Consider the following 17,868-nt stretch of genomic DNA (forward strand, 5'->3'; position numbering starts at 1 on the left):
TTTCCGGAATGCCTGACACATTCCGTCTCCCCTTTCATCGGCGGTTGCGCATCTGGTCGATCCATACGGTGACCAGAATGACGAGGCCGATGATGATCTGCTGTGTGAAAGCGGAAATGCCATTCATGTTGAGGCCGTTCCGCAGGATTCCGATGACGAACGAGCCGATGAACGTGCCCGAAATCGTACCCACACCGCCGATGAGCGAAGTGCCGCCGATGACCGCGCTCGCAATGGCGTCGAGCTCATAGGCGACACCTTCATTGGGCTGTGCGGTCACGAGGCGGGACATGAGAACGCAGCCCGTCAGACCCGCCAGTGTTCCCGATACGACATAGGTGAAGGCCGTTACACGGGCGACGTTGACGCCCGAAAGCCGCGCTGCTTCCGCATTCGATCCGATGGCATAGATGTGGCGGCCAAGCACGGTGCGGTTCAACACGAGTGCGGCCACGACCGCGATCACGATCATCAGCACCACCGGGTAGGGGATGCCGGGGAAGGTGACGACCGGAAAGCCCTGTTCGTCAATGCTCTCGATGCGAAATAGCGAGCCGTTGCCCAGCACGCCGAAGGATTCGCCAAGGCCGGAGACGGCACGCGCACCGGTGATCTGAAGCGCGACACCGCGTGCGATCAGCATCATGCCAAGTGTGGCGATGAAGGGCGGCAGTTTGAGCTTGGTGATGACGACGCCGTTGATGAGGCCGCAGAGCGAACCCGTCAATATGCCGAGCAGCATGGCGAGCGGGATCGGCAGCGAAAGATCCTTGACCGCAAGTGCGGCCACAACACCGGCAAGCGCCAGAACCGAGCCAACCGAAAGATCGATGCCGCCGGTTATGATGACATAGGTTGCGCCGATGCCGAGAAACGCGATTGACGTCACCTGCAAGGCGATGGTCATCGCGTTGTTGACGGTCATGAAGGCACTGCTGGTGACGGAAAAGATCGCCGCCAGAATGATAAGGCTGCCGACAGCCGCAAATTTCTGGATGATATCCTTCTGACGGTCGCTGAGCCCCTTGGATTTTACCGTCTGCTGGGGCTTGTCCGTAGTGATTTCGGCCATTACTGCGTCCTCATTTGTCCTGCCGGCCCCGACCGGAGGCATAGGTCATGATTTCTTCCTGCGATGTCGCGGCCGTGTTCAAGACGGCGGTGATGCGCCCCTCGTGAAAGACCGCCACACGGTCCGAAAGCCCCAGAATTTCCGGTAGCTCCGAGCTGATCAGCACAATGCCGATGCCCCTTGCGGCCAGTTCGTCCATGATCTGGTAGATCGCGAACTTTGCACCGACATCGATGCCTCGCGTCGGTTCATCGAAGAACATGATACGCGGTTCGCGGAACAGCCATTTGCCGATGATGATCTTCTGCTGATTGCCGCCCGAAAGCAGTCGAACGGGCTGGGCCAGCCCCGGCGTCTTGATATTGAGAAGATCGACATAACGCTGGCTCGCCTGCCGCTGTCGCTCGAAATCGATCACGCCATATGAGCTGCTGACCGCTTCCATATTGGCGAGTGTGAGATTGGCGTCGACCGGCATCTTGACCGCCAGTCCTTGCGCCTTGCGGTCTTCAGACAGATAGGCAATGCCTGCCTCGATGGCGTCGCGCGGGCTGGAGATGGAAAGCGTCTCACCTTCAAGCACAATCGTTCCGGCATCGTGCGGATCGGCGCCGAAAATCGCCCGCGCTACTTCCGTGCGCCCTGCGCCCATCAGTCCGGCAAAGCCGAGGATTTCTCCGCGCCGGAGTTCAAAGCCGATATTCTCGAAGAGGCCGCTTCGCGTCAGTCCGCTGACGGAGAAAATCACTTCCTCCGTCAGCTTTCGGGTCGGTTCCGGAAACTTTTCATCAAGCGAGCGCCCGACCATCCCGGCCACGATTTCATCGACGGTGACAGCGTCAAAGTCCTTGGTCCAGACATAGCGTCCGTCGCGCAGGATGGTGACGCGGTCGACGATCTCCGCCATTTCATCGAGACGGTGCGAAATATAGACGATGCCGGTGCCTTGCGCTTTCAGTTCGCGGATGACCTTGAACAGAAGCTGCGCTTCCTGCTCGGTCAGCGAGGAGGTCGGTTCGTCCATGATGAGGACGGAGGCATTGAGCGAGAGGGCCTTGGCGATTTCGACCATCTGGCATTGGGCGACGGACAGGTTCAGCACCTGTGCAGACGGGTCGATCTTGACGCCAAGCCGATCGAGGCAGTGCTGCGCGTCCTGCTTCAGCTTGCGGCGGTCGACGAAGAAACCGCGTTTCGGCTCGCGAGCGAGATAGATGTTTTCGGCAACGCTCAGATGCGGAACGAGGTTCAGTTCCTGATGGATGATGGCGATGCCCGCCGCTTCCGATTCAAGCGTGGAAGCAAAGCGGACAGTCTGGTCGCGATAATGGATCGTTCCGCCATCCGGCTGATAGACGCCACTGACGATCTTCATTAGGGTAGACTTGCCCGCACCATTCTCGCCGCAGACGGCATGAACCTCGCCCGCCCGCAATTCGAAGCTGACATTCGACAGGGCTTTGACGCCTGGAAATTCTTTGGAAACGGAATCCAGCTTGAGCAAGATAGGCGCGGTATCGGCGCGCGCAGTCGCTGACGGCAATCCTCCCATCGCGCTTCCTCCCTCGCGCAAAGTTTCGTCACCTATGAATGGAAGAAGTAGAAGCCTGCTGGTTTCTGGTCAAGCCAATTTTGCGCGAGCAGCAAAAAACCCGCTACATGGCGGACTGGCTCTCCAGAAATTCAGTTATTAAACCTAATTGGCCTGACCAGACGATGGTTTTGCGGTTTTACCTGCATCGTGAATCATTTACTGGAAAGAAGAGAAAAGGCAGCTTCTGCTGGCGAGAAGAGAGCACATAAGTACTGCAATTCCGACAGTATCGCAGTATTTTGTGTCGCGGCCTCTGGAAAGAGGGGCGGTTCCTTTCTATCATTATATTCCGATTATCTGATCCCGAGGGGCAGTTTTGTACTTTGAAATAATTACGGTCGTGCTGTTGACGATCCTCAATGGTGTTCTCGCCATGTCGGAACTCGCAGTGGTTTCCTCCCGCCCAGCGCGACTAAGGGTAATGGCCGACAAGGGCAGCCGCGGCGCCCGCATGGCCATCGAGCTTGCCGATAATCCCGGCCGTTTCCTGTCCACCGTCCAGATCGGCATCACGCTGGTCGGCATTCTGTCGGGTGCATTTTCCGGCGCGACGCTGGGTGCCCGTTTGTCGGGCTGGCTTCTTGGGCAAGGCTTGTCGCCAGCCCTTGCCGATGCTGTTGGCGTCGGCTCGGTGGTCGTGGTCATCACCTATCTGTCGCTGATTGTCGGCGAACTCGTGCCAAAGCAGATCGCACTGCGTGAGCCGGAAGCGGTTGCAAGCCGTGTAGCGCCGACCATGACATTGCTGTCCAAGATGGCTGCACCTCTGGTCTGGCTTCTCGATACATCGGGCCGTCTGGTCTTGAGACTGCTTGGCCAGTCGGGCAAGTCGAGCGACGGCGTGACCGACGAAGAGATCAAGTCTGTTCTGGCCGAAGCGCATAGCGCGGGCGTGATCGAGACGGAGGAATCCCGCATGATTGCAGGCGTTATGCGCCTTGCGGACCGGACGGCACGCGGGCTGATGACGCCGCGCATGGATGTCGAAATGGTCGATGTGGATGATAGTTTCGATGAAATTCGCCTGCAACTGCACAATACGAGCCGTTCGCGGCTTCCTGTGCGCGGCGAAGATTCCGATGAAGTGATCGGCGTCTTACAGGTGCGCGACTTCTTCAATCAGCTGTCCTCCAGGGGCAGTGTCAATCTGCGCGAGATCGTCCGTGATGTTCCGGTCGTGTCGGACTTTTCCGATGCGCTCGACGTGGTGGAAGCCATTCGCGGCACGCCAACGCATATGGTGCTCGTCTATGACGAGTATGGTCATTTTGAAGGTGTGATTACTGCGGGCGATGTGATGGAAGCGATCATCGGCGCCATGCAGGAGGACCATATCGAGGAAAAGGCTATCGTGCGCCGGGCGGATGGTTCTTATCTCGTCTCGGGCTGGATGCCGATTGACGAGTTCTCGGAGTTTTTGCGTTTCCCGATTGACGACGATGCGGAATACAACACCGTTGCCGGGCTGGCGCTTGAGGAACTGAAGCATCTGCCGGATGTGGGTGAAACTTTCGTCAAGAACGGATGGGTGTTCGAAATCGTTGACCTTGACGGACGCCGCATCGACAAGCTGCTGCTGACGGCGGAAGAACAGTCGACAGAGTAGTTTGCGGGTGGCGCGTCCCTAACTATTGTTGAGCGCGCGCCTCAAGCGGCATGTCGATGGTATGCCTTGTCCGCCGAAGTGATCGTCTTGATTGAACTGCCGTACCATTGGCATTTTAGATTGTATGCATGTTATAGTTGTCAGTCGGGGGCAGGTTTGCTGTCATTCCTTTTTAATCAGGACACGAGGGGCGTCCCGATTGGAAAAAAGCTGAACGTGCTCTGGCCAGTGGTGGCGTTTAAATGGGGTCGAGAACTGAATATTGGCTTCAACTGGTCAGGTCTGCCTATGGCAGGCAGGACAGCCCGATAGCCGACAAGATACTTGCGGACCAGCTCAGGGAGATTTGCGACGGCGCGCGCTTCTCGATGCCCATCAGCACGATTCTGTCCGTGCTCATTTTGCTGGTCCAGATTGCTGCCGGGCATTTCTGGATGCCCATCATCTGGTTCGCGCTGGTCAATATCATCAATGCGCTGCGCCTCATCGATGCGATAGCCTATTATAGAAGCCCGGCTGCGCCAGTTGAGAATATCGCGGTTCTGCAGCGCCAGCTCGCCCGCTTTCAACTGTTTGGCGCACTGGCCGGTTTCGTCTGGGCCGGTGTCGCCATTCTTTCCCATGGGTTCTCTGATCCGCAATCGTCGGTCTATCTGGTCATTCTGGCCGGTATCTGCGCGGGCGCCGTCACCTACGGCTCGTCCTATGCCGCGGTTGCAATCAATTTCATAACGCCGCCGCTTGTCGTGACGGTGGTGTGTCTGGTCCTGCAAGCCGACCTGCAATATGGCGTGATTGCCGTTGCTGTTGTTCTGTTCTGGCTCGGGCTTACGCGTGGCGCACTCTTGGGGCAGAACCGCTTCATCCAGACCAGCAGGTTGAAACACGAAGCCAAGCAGTTGGCTGACGAAATGGCACTCAAGTCGCAGGAGGACCCGTTGACGGGGCTCTTCAACCGGCGTGGCCTTGAAACCTCCATTCGCCTCTATCCTGTGAAAGACGGCCCGTTCATCGTCATGCTGATCGATCTCGACGGGTTCAAGTCCGTCAACGACACCTATGGTCACAAGGTGGGTGACGACCTCCTTGTCGCCATTGCGCAGCGTATCCGTCAGGTCTCGCCGGAGCGTTCCGTTCTGGCGCGTATTGGCGGTGATGAATTCGTACTCGCTTATCCCGAGCCTTCAGCCAAGATCGAGGCCGGATTGGTGGCCGCACGCATCATCGGCAGTCTGACCGCCCATTATGAGGGGATTCTGTCGGTGGAGATCGGCGCCTGTGTCGGCATTTGCCGGCTGGAGCGTCTCGATCCGGTCGAAATGTTGCTGCGCGCCGACTTCGCGCTTTATGCGGCCAAGAAACGCGGACGCAACGAATATTATTTTTTCGAGAAGCGTCTGCAGCACGAGTGGGAGCGCAAGCAAAGCATCGAGCGAGACCTGCGCATTGCAATCGAAACCGGGCAGGTGCAAACCTACTTTCAGCCGGTGGTGCAACTCTCCAGTGGGCGCATGGTTGGTTTTGAGGCATTGCTGCGCTGGGATCATCCGCAGCACGGCACAATTCCCCCGCCGGAAATCATCGATGTTGCGTGCGAAGTGGGTGTGGTGCGTCAGCTGACGAATAATGTGCTCTTCAATTGCTGCGAGATGATCGACAAGCTCACCGAAGGCGGGCGCAGCGATCTGACAGTTGCCATGAATCTTTCCCCTCGCGAACTGGCGGGGGGGCGTATTCCACACGAAATCCTGTCCCAAATGGAAAAACGCGAACTTCCGATGTCCATGCTTGAAATCGAGATAACGGAGGAAGCTCCCTTCGATCAGCGCGGGATGAGTGACAGCCTCGGAGTGCTGTCGAGCGCTGGTGTCTCTATCGCACTTGACGATTTTGGCACCGGCTTTGCTACTTTCGCCTCCTTGAAGAAGGGCCTCATCACCAAGATCAAGATCGACAAGGTTTTCGTGCGTGGCATTGCCGAATCCGAAGGCGATCAGCATATCGTGCGCGCCATGGTCGAGCTGGGCGATGCTCTTGGCATCAAGGTCACTGCCGAAGGGATCGAGACCGAGGAAGATCGCGACATGCTTTGTAAACTGGGTTGCAATGCCGGGCAGGGCTTCCTGTTTTCACCGGCTCTGCCGGCGAGCATGGCTCTTGATGCCCTTGCCAAAGCGAGTGCCAGCTCACGGTTCGATCAGGCTGTCCGGTAGTTTGGGTGGATAATCCATCTCGATTTCGTCCTGACCGTAAATGGGGCTCTTCAGGTTGGGGCCGGTCAGGATGGGGCGGATCTTGTATTTTCCTGTAGTCAGCCCTTCGGGAAAGAACGGCGAATAGGCGTCGTCGTCGCCGACCGGGTGATAGATCACAAATTGCCCGCCGCGCTTCTGTACGGGATTATCGTCGAGCGTTTCGCTCTTTCCCGGCTCTAGGGTCTTGTTGAAGAGATCATAGAGCTTATGCGTGGTCTGCTGGCCGTCGGCAGATGTGAAAATCAGGTGCAATTCACCATAGCCGAGTTCCACGGCTTCGCGGCTTTCATTGGCCAGCGTCAGCGTGAACAGGTGCTTGTAATAATCCTGATCCTTGTCGACATCGCTGTAATCCGCGAGACCGAGCTGCAAGGATTGCGGTTTTTGCCCGTTTTCCGCCTGCCAGGTCGCAAGGTCATAGGCTTCTTTCAGGGATATCCAGCCCTCCAGCGGCCCGGTTTTACCCTGATAGGCAATTTTCATCCAGCCATCGCCGGCAAAGACAAGCTTGCGTGCCTTGTCGCCCTTGGCCAGAGAGGATTTTGTGGTGCTTTGCCGGTCAGGATTGCTGTATAGGGTCAACTTTTCCAGCGGGACTTCCCAGCCTTGTTCGGTTTCATCCGGTGCCAAAGGCATTTCAAGAACGCTGTTTCCCTGTGCGTCATAGGTGACCATGCGCATGGGTTTCATCAGGTAGGGCCAGCCAGACATCTGCTCTTCCGGGCGCGATTGTTCCACAAGCCGCACCGTCTGGCCGCGATCAATCGACAGGATGTCGACGCGGTTATAATGCCCATCCAGACTACAGCTGCTTTTGATCAGCTTTCGTTCCGGGATGCGCTCGACATTCCACAGCTCGCCGCAATTCAGTTTTCCGCCAAGTTCGTCCTCAATAATCAGTGGGGAAAAGGCTTTGGCTTTTGGATCATAGAGATAAAGCGCGGCGCCAACGTCGAGACTTCCCGCTTCGCGGGCACCCAAAGAAAAATCGGTGTAGCCATCGAAGTCATAGTCGCCGGTTTCGAAGCTGACAGGCCCGTCCAGTCCGTTGAGCCAATCGGAATCCAGCAAAATGAGTTTCGATCCATCGGGCTGGGTCAGAACATAACCCTCTTTGCGTCTTTCGATATGCGCGCTCACGCCCGGTTCTGGCAGAAGGCGAGGAAGATTTTCTTCCGCGAAAGCAAGGTTCATCAGGCCTGGCGATAGAAATGCCAGAGAAATTCCGCGTGCCGCGAGGTGGAAAAATCGTCTCATTGCCATCTGCTTGTTTGATGTGGTCAGCTTTGCTTACACGAGACATGGCTGAAACGGGAGTTGTTCTTTCCCGTCATCCAAAGCTTGGTCGCAAACCGGATGAGATGTATGGTCCCAGCAACGAAGAACCGGCGGGAGACGCGATCAGTGGAGGAAACGTAATGACCGATAAAAAACCTGACGGTCCGGTACTTTTGTCGGGCGGCAATCCCCAGATTGCAAAAGGGGAAGGGGATGCGCCGGTTCAGGCTTATATCGCCGCCATGCCGGGATGGAAAAGCGAAGCAGGTCGCCGCCTGGATGCGCTCATCGTGCGTACCGTTCCCGATGTGCATAAAGCGGTCAAATGGAATTCCCCCTTCTACGGAATGAAGGGAGAGGGGTGGTTCCTCAGCTATCACTGTTTCGACAAATATATAAAGGTTGCATTCTTTCGCGGCGCAAAGCTGAAGCCGATGCCGCCGGTTGAATCCAAGAGCCAGGATACGCGCTATTTCCACATTCATGAGCACGACGATGTGGATGAAGCCCAACTGACGGACTGGATCAGACAGGCAAGCCAACTGCCGGGTGAGAAAATGTAGGTTGGAGCGCAGATCGAAAGACGCTCTGGGAGGGGTTTCATGACAGATGATAATGACGCTTCAAAGCTTATTGACGGGCGGATTGTCGAGCTCGATGACTGGCGCGGCGAGACGCTCGCCCGAATGCGGGCGCTCATAAAGAAGGCCGATCCCGACGTGATTGAGGAATGGAAATGGCGTGGCGTGCCGGTATGGTCGCATGACGGCATCATCTGCACCGGCGAGACTTACAAGAAGGTTGTGAAGCTGACTTTTGCCAATGGCTCAGCGCTGAACGATCCCGCCCGCATCTTTAATTCCAGTCTTGAAGGCAATACGCGCCGCGCGCTGGACATAAGCGAAGGTGAAGAGGTCAACGAAGATGCCTTCATCGCACTCGTTCAAGCTGCCATAGCGCATAATACAGCCAAGCGGGCGCAGCGAAAAACCAAACGCAGCTGATTGCCCCCCTAATTTGCGAGAATTTTTGTGAAATCCGTCGGTTTGCGGCGGATTTTTTTAATGCGCATTTCGATGCTCGGGTGCGTGTCTGTCGCGCAAAAGGCAGTCTCAAAGTTACGAGCACACGAAATCGCGAAGACAAAACATGTATCTATGTCTATCTTTATTTCTTATAATTGATCATCTTGTAGAGTGTTTATTTTAGTAAATACTAATGAAAGTAACAATAATATCTATTTAATAAATTGTAATATTGTATAAGTATCGTCTCGATACAAAAATAATTGCCACTTGATCTAGGGCTTTTTTGTTGTGGCGGTAAAGAGGATATTCAGATGTGTATAGCCTGTAATCCGGGTATGGTGGCGTTTCTGCGGTCCACGGCCTCAAGGCGCGATTTTCTCAAATATCTCGGCGCTGCCGCCGCGACTTCGGCCTTTGCCTGTTCTTCGCCGGGCATGGCGTTCGCGCAGCAGGCTGCAGCACCCGCGGGTGATATCGTCTTCAAGGGCGGGACAATCCTGACCATGAATGACAAGGCGCCGCGTGCCGAAGCGATTGCCATTCGCGGCAACAAGATATTGGCCGTCGGCAAGCTGGATGACGTGCAATCCGCCATCGGTTCCGGAGCGCAGGTGGTGGATCTTCAGGGCCGCACCCTGATGCCGGGCCTGATCGATCCGCATATGCATTTCGTGTTCACGGCATTCGAGGACTGGATCGATGTCAGCCCGATCACGACACCGGATTACGCGACCGTCTGGTCGAAGTTGCAGAAAGGCGTGGCGGATGCCAAGCCGGGGGAATGGGTGCGCGCACAGCAGTTCGATGCCAGCATCACCCGTGACGCCAAAATTCCGACGATTGCCGAACTGGATGCGCTTGCGCCCAACAATCCTTTCTTCATGCAGGAAAGCAACGGCCATATCGCCTATGCCAACAGTGCCGCCTTCAAGGCCGCCGGGATCACCCGCGAGACGCCTGATCCGTCCGGCGCGCGCTTTGTGAAGGATGCCAATGGCAACCTGACCGGACGTCTGGAGGAGATGGCGGCGCAACAGGAATTCCTTGGTGTCATGCCGTCTCCGACGGCGGCGGATATGATCGGTCGCGTCCAGCGTTTTCTGGATCATGCAAGCTCCGTTGGTTGCACCATGCTGCACGATTGCGGCATCGGTATCATGGCCGGTGCGCAGGATCTCAAAATCCTCGATGCGGTTCTGGGCGAAGGCAAGGCCCCAGTGCGCTATCGTGGTATGCTCGTGTCAACGATCATGGATGAATGGGAAAAGGAGGGGATCAAGCCCGGTCGCGGCAACGATCTTTTCCGCGTCGATGGCATCAAGGCGTGGGCGGATGGCTCCAATCAGGCGCAGACCGGTTATCAGCGCGAGAATTATCTGGGCACCGATGAACGTGGCGCGCTGAACTACAGCCTAGAACAGGTCACGGAAGTTATCCGCCGGGCGCATGAAGGCGGCTGGCAGGTTGGCGTTCACGCCAATGGCGACGCGGCAATCGACATGGTGCTGGATGCTTACGAGGCCGTTCTCGGAAAGTCCTCGAACAGCGATCTTCGCCATCGCATCGAACATTGCAGCGTTTTCCACCCGGAACAGATGGTACGTATGAAGGATATGGGGCTTTCGCCGTCCTTCCTGATCGGCCATGTGCGCTGGTGGGGTAAGGCGTTCCGCGACCGTCTTCTGGGGCCTGAGCGCGCCCGCTTCTATGATCCGTGTGCTTCCGCGCTGGCTGCGGGCCTCAAGATATCGCTTCATTCTGACTGGAACGTGACGCCGATCGAACCGCTGCGTTATGTCGAGGATGCCGTCACCCGCGTGATGAACGAAGGTGGCGACGTGTTCTTCCCCGAAGAACGTATTCCGGTGGATGCAGCGCTGCGCGCCGTTACCATCGATGCGGCCTGGCAGTGTCATATGGAAGACCAGATCGGTTCGCTGGAAACCGGAAAGTTCGCAGACTTCGCCATTCTGGAAGAAGACCCGACTGCGCCCGATGTGAAGATCGGCAAGATCAAGGTCAGCGAAACCTGGATGGATGGCACCAAACGTTATGCGGCCTGACCGGAAAATCCGGCGACAGTGTGAAGACTGTCGCCGGATTGGTTCGGCTTCATAGAATATCGGCGGCGCGGTGATCTTTATCGACGCCGTCGATCAGAAACACCTCTCCCTCCGATCCCTGCCGGCGCCATTCGATAATCGCCTGTTAGGCAGGCGAGGCATACCAGTTGCGTGCTGTTGCCAGATCGGGAAAAGCGATGACGATCAGATCGTCCGGTGACAAACCTTCCAGTTCGTCCTTCGGTCCGCCGTGGATGATGAAGTGTCCGTCGAACGGTGCGAGAGTTCCATCGATGGCTTTCAGATAATCGACAATTCCCTGATTGACCCGGACATTGCGAAGCTGCGCGATTGCATAAGCTGTCATTTGAGGTCTCCGTTCGATCAGAATGCGGTTTGAGGGATGCGGGCGGCACGAACTTCGAGCCAGGTAAGCACAGTCACAGCCGCGGCCTGTCCAACGAGAAAAACCCAGCCGAACAGATTGGGTGCAATCATTCCTGCAACAGGCAGGAAAAGGCTGGCAGCAACCCATGCGCCATTGCCAAGAATGACGAGGTTTACCGCCCATGCGGGAGGATTTGTGCTCCGCGACACCCAGGCCATAAAGGCCGCCACTGGCAGCAGCAGTACGCCTGCCCAGTAAAGCAACGGTGCTGGAATTCCGGTCAGTTCGCCCACCGGTGCTGAGGCAGTGACAAGCGCGGCACCCATCGCTGCGCAGGTGATGGCATCGATTGCGACGATTGGCTTGAGGGCAAATATTGGGTGTGTGGTTTTCATCCTATCGACCTTTCAATTTGGCGTCCCGTTCTTCGGGCTGGCTGCATATTTGCCCTGTTGCGTTATGGGGTCGATTACGTGAGAGGTAATTGTTGCTATGAATTTTGCGACGCATTCCAGAATGCATCTGCCAGCCATGATGGGCAGTCAAATCGTTGAAGGGATCGGACAAGCCTATGACCGAAGCACAACAGACAGTCGGCTCGCTTCTCCGGGAATGGCGGCAGCGCCGCCGCTTCAGCCAGCTATCCTTGGCGGTCGAGGCCGAGATTTCGCAGCGTCATCTGAGTTTTCTTGAATCGGGGCGCTCGGTGCCGAGCCGCGACATGGTTCTGCGTCTGGTCGAACATCTGGACGTGCCGCTGCGGGCGCGCAACCGGATACTGGTTGCCGCCGGATATGCGCCCGTTCACGGCGAGCGAGGGTTGGAAGCGCCGGAATTTGCCGCCGCGCGAAGCGTGATTGAAGCCCTGCTGCACGGACACAACCCGCATCCGGCCCTTGCAATCGACAGGCATTGGACCCTGCTTCTGGCGAACAAGGCGGTAGGTGTTCTGACCGAGGGTGTGGCGGAACATCTTCTGCAGGGGGAGGTGAATGTGCTTCGCCTCAGCCTGCACCCGGAAGGACTGGCCCCGCGCATCCAGAATTTTCGGCAGTGGCGCAGCCATATTCTTGCGCGCCTTGCCCGCGATGCGGACAATTCAGCCGATCCGCGTCTGGCAGCGCTTCTCGATGAACTGAAATCCTATCCGGTCCCCGCGCGCGCGGTGTCTTCGGGTGGGGGGACTGTCACTGATAATCCGGTGGCCATTCCGCTCAGGATCGACAGCCTTGAAGGCCCGCTGGAGTTTTTGAGCGCGACGACGGTATTCGGCACCGCCGTCGATATCACGCTGTCGGAAGTGGTCATCGAGACCTTCTTCCCCGCCAATGAAGAAACGGCAGCCGCCATGCGGCGGCTCACCGTCGAGTCGTAGTTTAAACAGCCCGCGTCAACCCGCCATCCACGCGCAGATTCTGGCCGGTGATATAAGCGGCGCCATCCGATGCGAGGAAGGCGATCGTCGCCGCGATTTCCTCGCTCTTGCCATAGCGCTGCAATGGGACGCTTGCCCGGCGCTCTTCCGTCTTCGGCAGGCTGTCGATCCAGCCCGGAAGAACATTGTTCATGCGAATATTGTCGGCAGCATAGGTGTCGGCGAAAATCTTGGTGAAAGAGGCGAGCCCTGCGCGGAACACCGCCGAGGTTGGGAACATGGCGCTCGGCTCGAATGCCCATGCGGTCGAGATATTGATGATGACACCAGACTTCTGCTTCTGCATCGTCGGCACGACGAGACGCGACGGGCGAACTGCATTCAGGAAATAAGTGTCCATTCCCTTGTGCCAGTCTTCATCGGTAATTTCGAGGATCGGCGCACGCGGGCCATGACCTGCGCTGTTTACCAGCACGTCGATACGGCCCCATTTTTCCAGAACAAGGTCTACGAGGCGCTTCAGATCATCATTCGACTGGTTTGACCCGGTGACGCCGAGGCCACCCAGCTCCTGTGCCAGCGCTTCGCCCTTGCCGGAGGATGAGAGGATTGCAACCTTGAAACCGTCCTGCGCAAGCCTGCGCGCGGCGGCTGCACCCATGCCGCTTCCGCCAGCCGTTACAATCGCTACTTTTTCTACTGTCATGATGCGTTCCTTTTTCCGAAATGTTGCACGAGGTCGCAACTGTCGATAAGTATTCTTTGACGTTATAGCGGAGAGCCGTTATCGTGACGAACGAAAACGCGTAACGTCAATCAATAGAAAATCTATCGAGTTCAACTCATGAAAAGGCTTCCCTCGCTCAATGGTCTGCGTGTGTTTGAAGTCGTCACGCGACATCTGAATTTCCGGCTGGCAGCGGAAGAACTTGGCGTGACACAGGCAGCAGTGGCCCAGCAGATACGCGGGCTTGAGGCAGAGCTTGGACTGAAACTCTTTGAACGCCAACCCCGCACGCTGGTCATGACCGAACCGGCCCGTGCATACATTGCCAATGTGCGACGGGCTTTCGACCTGCTTTCGGAGGCGACCGAAATGCTGCGACCCGAGCCGCAGCACCTGACCATCAGCGTGACGCCGACCTTCGCATCGAAGTGGCTGATCCCGCGATTGGCGGAATTTACGCACGCACATCCCGATATAGAATTGCGCATTGTCGCCAGCGACAAGGTCGCCAATTTCCAGACCGATGCCGTCGATCTGGCGGTACGCTACGGCGAGCCGCCTTTCGGTCCGGGACTGAACGCGGAGCTGCTTTTCGAGCACGTGATTGTCGCCGTGGCAAGCCCGGTGCTGGTCGAAAGGCTTGGTGATCCGGGGCTGCCGGAAAACCTGGAACGCTATCCGCTGCTGCACGACGCACATAATTTCTGGCCGCAATATCTGGAAAAGGCTTTTCCGGGCGGCGTGTCGACATCGCCGAAGAATATCCGCTTTAACCAGACGTCACTTGCCATCGATGCGGCGATTGCCGGGCAGGGGCTGGCGCTGGCAAGCCGTTTCTTCGTGGAGAAGGAAGTTGCAGCGGGCAGCCTCGTCCAGCCAATGGCCACCGAGCTGCGGGTGGGCGCGGATTTCTATGCGGTTTCCCTGCGAAAGCCGCGTCATCCGGAATCGGTCGACGCAGTCAAAGCCTGGTTAAAAAGCGCATCCCGAAAAGTGTGAAGCGGTTTTCGGACTAAGATGCGCGTTGAAACAAACTGCATCCCGAAAAGTGTGAAACGGTTTTCGGATGAGATGCGCGTTGAAACAAACTGCATCCCGAAAAGTGTGAAACGGTTTTCAGGATGAGATGCGCGTCAGGTTGATGGCTCGGGCACTTCCAGCGGGGCTTTCTGGCTGCGGGTCGGTATGGTGATGCAGACAAGGCAGATGACAACCAGAAGAACACCAAACCAGCCGAGGGCGGAAAGGCGTTCGCCGACAATCACCACTGCGAAGAACGCGGCGACAACCGGTTCAAAAAGTGTGATCGTCGTCGCTACGCTGGTTTCAACGCGGCTCAACCCGTAGCCGAAGCAGACATAGCCGAGGAACATCGGCACGAAGGCCATGTATAGGCCGACAGCTGCATTGTTCCACGAGGCTAGGAACGGTCCGCCGGTTGCGAGCAGAACCGGCATCAACAAAAGACCGCCTATACCGAAAGTCGCGCCCATGGCGGTTGTCGATGATATGCCGCCCTGCATCAGCTGGCGCGCGCATGAGGAATAAAGCGCATAGGTGAAGCCCGCCACCAATCCGACCAAGGCTCCCATGAGTGTGGAGCCTTCTGCAGACGAGGCATGGCCGCCGCTGTCCTCCGACATGCTGAGCAGGACCATGCCGACAATGCCGATGATCGCACCTGCCAGCCAGCGCAGCGAAGGGCGAAAGCCGCTTTGCCGATACTCAATCCCTGCCGAAAGAAGCGGGGCGGAACCGAGCGAAATGACCGTTCCGATGGTCACGCCAGCCATCCGCATGGAGCCATAGAAAGCGAGGGGATAGATCGCGACGCAGACGGCTCCCACCAACAGGACGCGCCATTGATCGGCCAGCGCCTTTCGTGAAGCGATCAGCCCGCGCCAGGCGATTGCCGCCTGTGCCAGTCCGCCAAGTCCCATGGCAGCGGCGCCGATCGCCGCCGCGCCAACCTCGGGCGCAAAGGTTGCTGCGGTGCCTGTCGTGCCCCAGATGGTGGAAGCGACGATGATGGCGGTCACTCCCAGAAGATAGTTTTTTGATGATTGCATTTTACACTGGTTTCAAAATTGTCGTGACCATGGCCTTGGCCTCGCCAAGACGCGCACTATTGCCTTCAAGGCCAGCCCGCATGATTGCTCCTTCGAGAATGAAGGAGAGCTGCACGGCAAGCTGGCGGACCCGAGGCGGGTCGTCGGGGATCAAGCCGGTGAGATGTGTCACAAGCAGGCCCTCGACTTCTTCCTTGTGTTTTCTCACCGCCTTGCGGCCCGGATCGCCAGCGGGCAGTTCTGCTGCCGCATTCAGCAGCCCGCAGCCGCGAAACCCGTGTTCGTAGGCAAATTCCGCATGGTCGCGATAAGCGTCGAATATGGCCAGTATCCCATCCATCGGGCTTGCTGCCTTTTCCAGGCGCTTGTCATAGAGGCCCAACCATTCGGCATGGCGATGCTCCAGATAGGTGGCCACCAGCTCCGCCTTGGACGTGAAGTTGTTGTAGAGGCTCTGCTTTGCCACGCCCGCACGCTGGATGATTGCGTCGATCCCGGTCGCCGAAATGCCCGCATCGTAAAACAATTCCGCTGCCGCTTGCAGAAGCCGCTCGCGTGCCGGTTTTGAACTAGGTGTCGCGGGATCGCTTATCATATTTCATCCGAATGATTAGGTAGACCAGTCTACCTAATTGCAAGGTGGAGTCAATCGGGGGAGAAAAACCGTTTGGAAGTCTCACTGGAGGAGAAGTTCTGCACCGGTTTTGGTTTTAACCCCTTGTCCCTTGGGAGAGATTCACGTATCCGCTCTATTAGGCAGATGGAACGGGAGGTCGTCCGGTGCCGCAGAGAATTTCCCCCCTGGCGCCTTTCCAATACAAAACATTTCGGGCGCTCTGGTCAGCTACATTGGTTTCCAACCTCGGCGGTCTGGTGCAGACGGTCGGTGCTGGCTGGATGATGGCAACCATCGCCCATTCGGACGATATGGTTGCACTGGTGCAGGCTTCGACAACTCTGCCCGTGATGATCTTTTCAGTTGCTGCAGGCGCCTTGGCCGACAATTTCGACCGCCGCCGCATCATGCTCACCGCGCAGGTTTTACTACTGATTGTTTCGGTTGCGCTGGCGGTTTTTGCCTACCTTGGCATTCTCACACCATGGATGCTGCTCAGCTTCACATTCCTGATCGGCTGCGGCGGGGCCTTGCACAACCCGTCATGGCAGGCGTCGATGGGGGACATCGTGCCCCGCACCAATCTGCCCGCAGCTGTAGCGCTCAACAGCATGAGCTTCAATCTCATGCGAAGCATTGGTCCTGCCATCGGCGGTATCATCGTTGCGGCGGCGGGTGCGGCTTTTGCCTTCATTTTCAATGCGTTCAGCTATTGTGCGCTTATTCTGGCGCTATGGCAGTGGAAGCCGGAAACGGTCAAATCCACCCTGCCGCGCGAAACGCTGGGACCGGCCATGGTGGCGGGACTGCGTTATGTCGCCATGTCGCCGAACCTGCTCAAAGTGATGTTCCGGGGGTTTCTGTTCGGCCTGTCCGCGATTGTCATTCTGGCGCTTTTGCCGCTCGTCGCGCGCGATCTCGTCCACGGAACAGCGCTCACCTACGGTATCATGCTGGGCTTTTTCGGGCTTGGCGCCATTGGCGGCGCCTTGCTCAGTGCCCGGCTTCGCGAACTTCTCGGCAATGAATGGTTGGTGCGCGGTGCTTTCGTGGCCTTTGCGATCAGTTGTGCCTTGCTGTCGATCAGCCGGAATATGTGGCTGAGCTGCATTTTCCTGCTGCCTGCCGGTGTTTCGTGGGTTCTGGCGCTGTCGCTGTTCAACGTCACCGTGCAGCTTTCCACGCCGCGCTGGGTGGTGGGGCGTGCTCTGGCGCTCTATCAGACGGCGACTTTCGGCGGGATGGCGGCAGGCAGTTGGCTCTGGGGCTCTGTCGCAGATGAATACGGCGTGCCAGGCGCGCTTCTGGCTGCTGCCGTGGTACTGATGTTCGGCGCGCTGATCGGTCTGCTCCTGCCGCAGCCTGAATTTGAAGACCTCAATCTCGATCCGCTCAACCGTTTCAGCGAGCCGCAGCTTCGGCTGGATCTGCGTTCACGCAGCGGTCCGATCATGATCATGGTCGACTACAAGATTGCGCAGGGAGATGTTCCGGCGTTCCTTTCCGCCATGGCCTTGCGCCGCCGTATGCGCATCCGCGATGGTGCCCGGCAGTGGGTGCTGCTGCGTGATCTGGAGAACCCGGAAACCTGGACGGAAAGCTATCACGTGCCAACCTGGGTCGAATATGTCCGCCATAACCAGCGTCGCACCCAGGCCGATGCCGAAGTGTCGGAACGGCTCCTTTCTTTGCACAAGGGGGACAAGCCGCCGCTCGTCCATCGCATGATCGAAAGGCAGACTGTTCCGGTTCATGACGACATGCCACTCAAGGCACATCTGGACCTGTCTTAGAGCA

17 protein-coding genes are annotated in these 17,868 nt (G+C 57.4%); 9 read left to right on the forward strand and 8 right to left on the reverse strand.

Going from position 1 to position 17,868, the window contains the following annotated elements:
- Positions 1-34: 34 nt before the first annotated feature.
- Entirely contained in the window at positions 35-1,072 is a 1,038-nt protein-coding gene (locus tag OANT_RS17325) for an ABC transporter permease (RefSeq protein ID WP_012092778.1), read from the reverse strand.
- A 10-nt stretch (positions 1,073-1,082) separates the two neighbouring features.
- Positions 1,083-2,624 (reverse strand): sugar ABC transporter ATP-binding protein, encoded by a 1,542-nt coding sequence (locus tag OANT_RS17330; protein ID WP_012092779.1) that lies wholly within the window; start codon positions 2,622-2,624, stop codon positions 1,083-1,085.
- A 38-nt stretch (positions 2,625-2,662) separates the two neighbouring features.
- Between OANT_RS17330 and OANT_RS26500 the strand changes: the two genes are divergently transcribed.
- The 3 genes from OANT_RS26500 (at position 2,663) to OANT_RS17340 (ending at position 6,485) form a co-directional block, all read left to right on the forward strand.
- Entirely contained in the window at positions 2,663-2,875 is a 213-nt protein-coding gene (locus tag OANT_RS26500) for a hypothetical protein (protein ID WP_144243784.1), read from the forward strand.
- Positions 2,876-2,982: 107 nt separating this feature from the next.
- Positions 2,983-4,272, forward strand: coding sequence for a hemolysin family protein (locus OANT_RS17335; protein WP_012092780.1), 1,290 nt, complete (start codon positions 2,983-2,985; stop codon positions 4,270-4,272).
- A gap of 242 nt (positions 4,273-4,514) precedes the next feature.
- Complete coding sequence (locus OANT_RS17340; protein ID WP_012092781.1) at positions 4,515-6,485, forward strand: putative bifunctional diguanylate cyclase/phosphodiesterase; 1,971 nt, start codon at positions 4,515-4,517, stop codon at positions 6,483-6,485.
- On the opposite strand, the gene OANT_RS17345 is transcribed toward OANT_RS17340, so the two are convergent.
- Positions 6,459-7,721 (reverse strand): hypothetical protein, encoded by a 1,263-nt coding sequence (locus OANT_RS17345; RefSeq protein WP_235823025.1) that lies wholly within the window; start codon positions 7,719-7,721, stop codon positions 6,459-6,461. The genes OANT_RS17340 and OANT_RS17345 overlap by 27 nt on opposite strands.
- Before the next feature lie 224 nt (positions 7,722-7,945).
- Between OANT_RS17345 and OANT_RS17350 the strand changes: the two genes are divergently transcribed.
- The 3 genes from OANT_RS17350 (at position 7,946) to OANT_RS17360 (ending at position 10,896) form a co-directional block, all read left to right on the forward strand.
- The gene (locus OANT_RS17350; RefSeq protein WP_012092783.1) at positions 7,946-8,368 is read left to right on the forward strand and encodes a DUF1801 domain-containing protein; all 423 of its coding nucleotides are present in this window, start codon (positions 7,946-7,948) and stop codon (positions 8,366-8,368) included.
- 39 nt (positions 8,369-8,407) lie between these two features.
- Positions 8,408-8,809: a DUF1801 domain-containing protein gene (locus OANT_RS17355; RefSeq protein ID WP_012092784.1), complete on the forward strand. Its 402-nt coding sequence runs from the start codon at positions 8,408-8,410 to the stop codon at positions 8,807-8,809.
- A gap of 335 nt (positions 8,810-9,144) precedes the next feature.
- Positions 9,145-10,896, forward strand: coding sequence for an amidohydrolase (locus tag OANT_RS17360; RefSeq protein WP_012092785.1), 1,752 nt, complete (start codon positions 9,145-9,147; stop codon positions 10,894-10,896).
- Positions 10,897-11,041: 145 nt separating this feature from the next.
- On the opposite strand, the gene OANT_RS17365 is transcribed toward OANT_RS17360, so the two are convergent.
- Positions 11,042-11,263, reverse strand: coding sequence for a DUF1330 domain-containing protein (locus OANT_RS17365; protein WP_012092786.1), 222 nt, complete (start codon positions 11,261-11,263; stop codon positions 11,042-11,044).
- A 17-nt stretch (positions 11,264-11,280) separates the two neighbouring features.
- Entirely contained in the window at positions 11,281-11,679 is a 399-nt protein-coding gene (locus tag OANT_RS17370) for a hypothetical protein (protein ID WP_012092787.1), read from the reverse strand.
- 176 nt (positions 11,680-11,855) lie between these two features.
- Here OANT_RS17370 and OANT_RS17375 point away from each other — a divergent pair, with 176 nt between their 5' ends.
- Positions 11,856-12,659 (forward strand): helix-turn-helix domain-containing protein, encoded by an 804-nt coding sequence (locus OANT_RS17375; protein WP_012092788.1) that lies wholly within the window; start codon positions 11,856-11,858, stop codon positions 12,657-12,659.
- 1 nt (position 12,660) lies between these two features.
- Here the strand turns inward: OANT_RS17375 and OANT_RS17380 are convergent, their stop codons facing one another.
- A complete protein-coding gene (locus tag OANT_RS17380; RefSeq protein WP_012092789.1) occupies positions 12,661-13,365 on the reverse strand; it encodes an SDR family oxidoreductase in 705 nt (234 codons plus the stop codon).
- 138 nt (positions 13,366-13,503) lie between these two features.
- On the opposite strand from OANT_RS17380, the gene OANT_RS17385 reads away from it, so the two are divergent.
- A complete protein-coding gene (locus tag OANT_RS17385; protein ID WP_012092790.1) occupies positions 13,504-14,385 on the forward strand; it encodes a LysR substrate-binding domain-containing protein in 882 nt (293 codons plus the stop codon).
- Positions 14,386-14,519: 134 nt separating this feature from the next.
- Here OANT_RS17385 and OANT_RS17390 read toward each other — a convergent pair whose 3' ends face one another.
- Entirely contained in the window at positions 14,520-15,455 is a 936-nt protein-coding gene (locus OANT_RS17390; RefSeq protein ID WP_012092791.1) for a DMT family transporter, read from the reverse strand.
- Position 15,456: 1 nt separating this feature from the next.
- Complete coding sequence (locus tag OANT_RS17395) at positions 15,457-16,050, reverse strand: TetR/AcrR family transcriptional regulator (protein WP_012092792.1); 594 nt, start codon at positions 16,048-16,050, stop codon at positions 15,457-15,459.
- Positions 16,051-16,235: 185 nt separating this feature from the next.
- On the opposite strand from OANT_RS17395, the gene OANT_RS17400 reads away from it, so the two are divergent.
- Positions 16,236-17,864 carry an MFS transporter gene (locus tag OANT_RS17400; RefSeq protein WP_012092793.1) on the forward strand — a complete coding sequence of 543 codons (1,629 nt, stop codon included), beginning with the start codon at positions 16,236-16,238 and terminating at the stop codon, positions 17,862-17,864.
- Positions 17,865-17,868 lie beyond the last annotated feature (4 nt).

Source organism: Brucella anthropi ATCC 49188 (assembly GCF_000017405.1).
In the GTDB taxonomy this organism is placed as follows: Bacteria; Pseudomonadota; Alphaproteobacteria; order Rhizobiales; family Rhizobiaceae; genus Brucella; species Brucella anthropi.

Coding starts and splice junctions, on each gene's coding strand:
- OANT_RS17330 (WP_012092779.1), bottom strand. CDS start 2,624: ATGGGAGGATTGCCGTCAGCGACTGCGCGCGCCGATACCGCGCCTATC.
- OANT_RS26500 (WP_144243784.1), top strand. CDS start 2,663: ATGGAAGAAGTAGAAGCCTGCTGGTTTCTGGTCAAGCCAATTTTGCGC.
- OANT_RS17345 (WP_235823025.1), bottom strand. CDS start 7,721: ATGAACCTTGCTTTCGCGGAAGAAAATCTTCCTCGCCTTCTGCCAGAA.
- OANT_RS17370 (WP_012092787.1), bottom strand. CDS start 11,679: ATGAAAACCACACACCCAATATTTGCCCTCAAGCCAATCGTCGCAATC.
- OANT_RS17350 (WP_012092783.1), top strand. CDS start 7,946: ATGACCGATAAAAAACCTGACGGTCCGGTACTTTTGTCGGGCGGCAAT.
- OANT_RS17375 (WP_012092788.1), top strand. CDS start 11,856: ATGACCGAAGCACAACAGACAGTCGGCTCGCTTCTCCGGGAATGGCGG.
- OANT_RS17365 (WP_012092786.1), bottom strand. CDS start 11,263: ATGACAGCTTATGCAATCGCGCAGCTTCGCAATGTCCGGGTCAATCAG.
- OANT_RS17340 (WP_012092781.1), top strand. CDS start 4,515: ATGGGGTCGAGAACTGAATATTGGCTTCAACTGGTCAGGTCTGCCTAT.
- OANT_RS17385 (WP_012092790.1), top strand. CDS start 13,504: ATGAAAAGGCTTCCCTCGCTCAATGGTCTGCGTGTGTTTGAAGTCGTC.
- OANT_RS17360 (WP_012092785.1), top strand. CDS start 9,145: ATGTGTATAGCCTGTAATCCGGGTATGGTGGCGTTTCTGCGGTCCACG.
- OANT_RS17355 (WP_012092784.1), top strand. CDS start 8,408: ATGACAGATGATAATGACGCTTCAAAGCTTATTGACGGGCGGATTGTC.
- OANT_RS17390 (WP_012092791.1), bottom strand. CDS start 15,455: ATGCAATCATCAAAAAACTATCTTCTGGGAGTGACCGCCATCATCGTC.
- OANT_RS17395 (WP_012092792.1), bottom strand. CDS start 16,050: ATGATAAGCGATCCCGCGACACCTAGTTCAAAACCGGCACGCGAGCGG.
- OANT_RS17380 (WP_012092789.1), bottom strand. CDS start 13,365: ATGACAGTAGAAAAAGTAGCGATTGTAACGGCTGGCGGAAGCGGCATG.
- OANT_RS17325 (WP_012092778.1), bottom strand. CDS start 1,072: ATGGCCGAAATCACTACGGACAAGCCCCAGCAGACGGTAAAATCCAAG.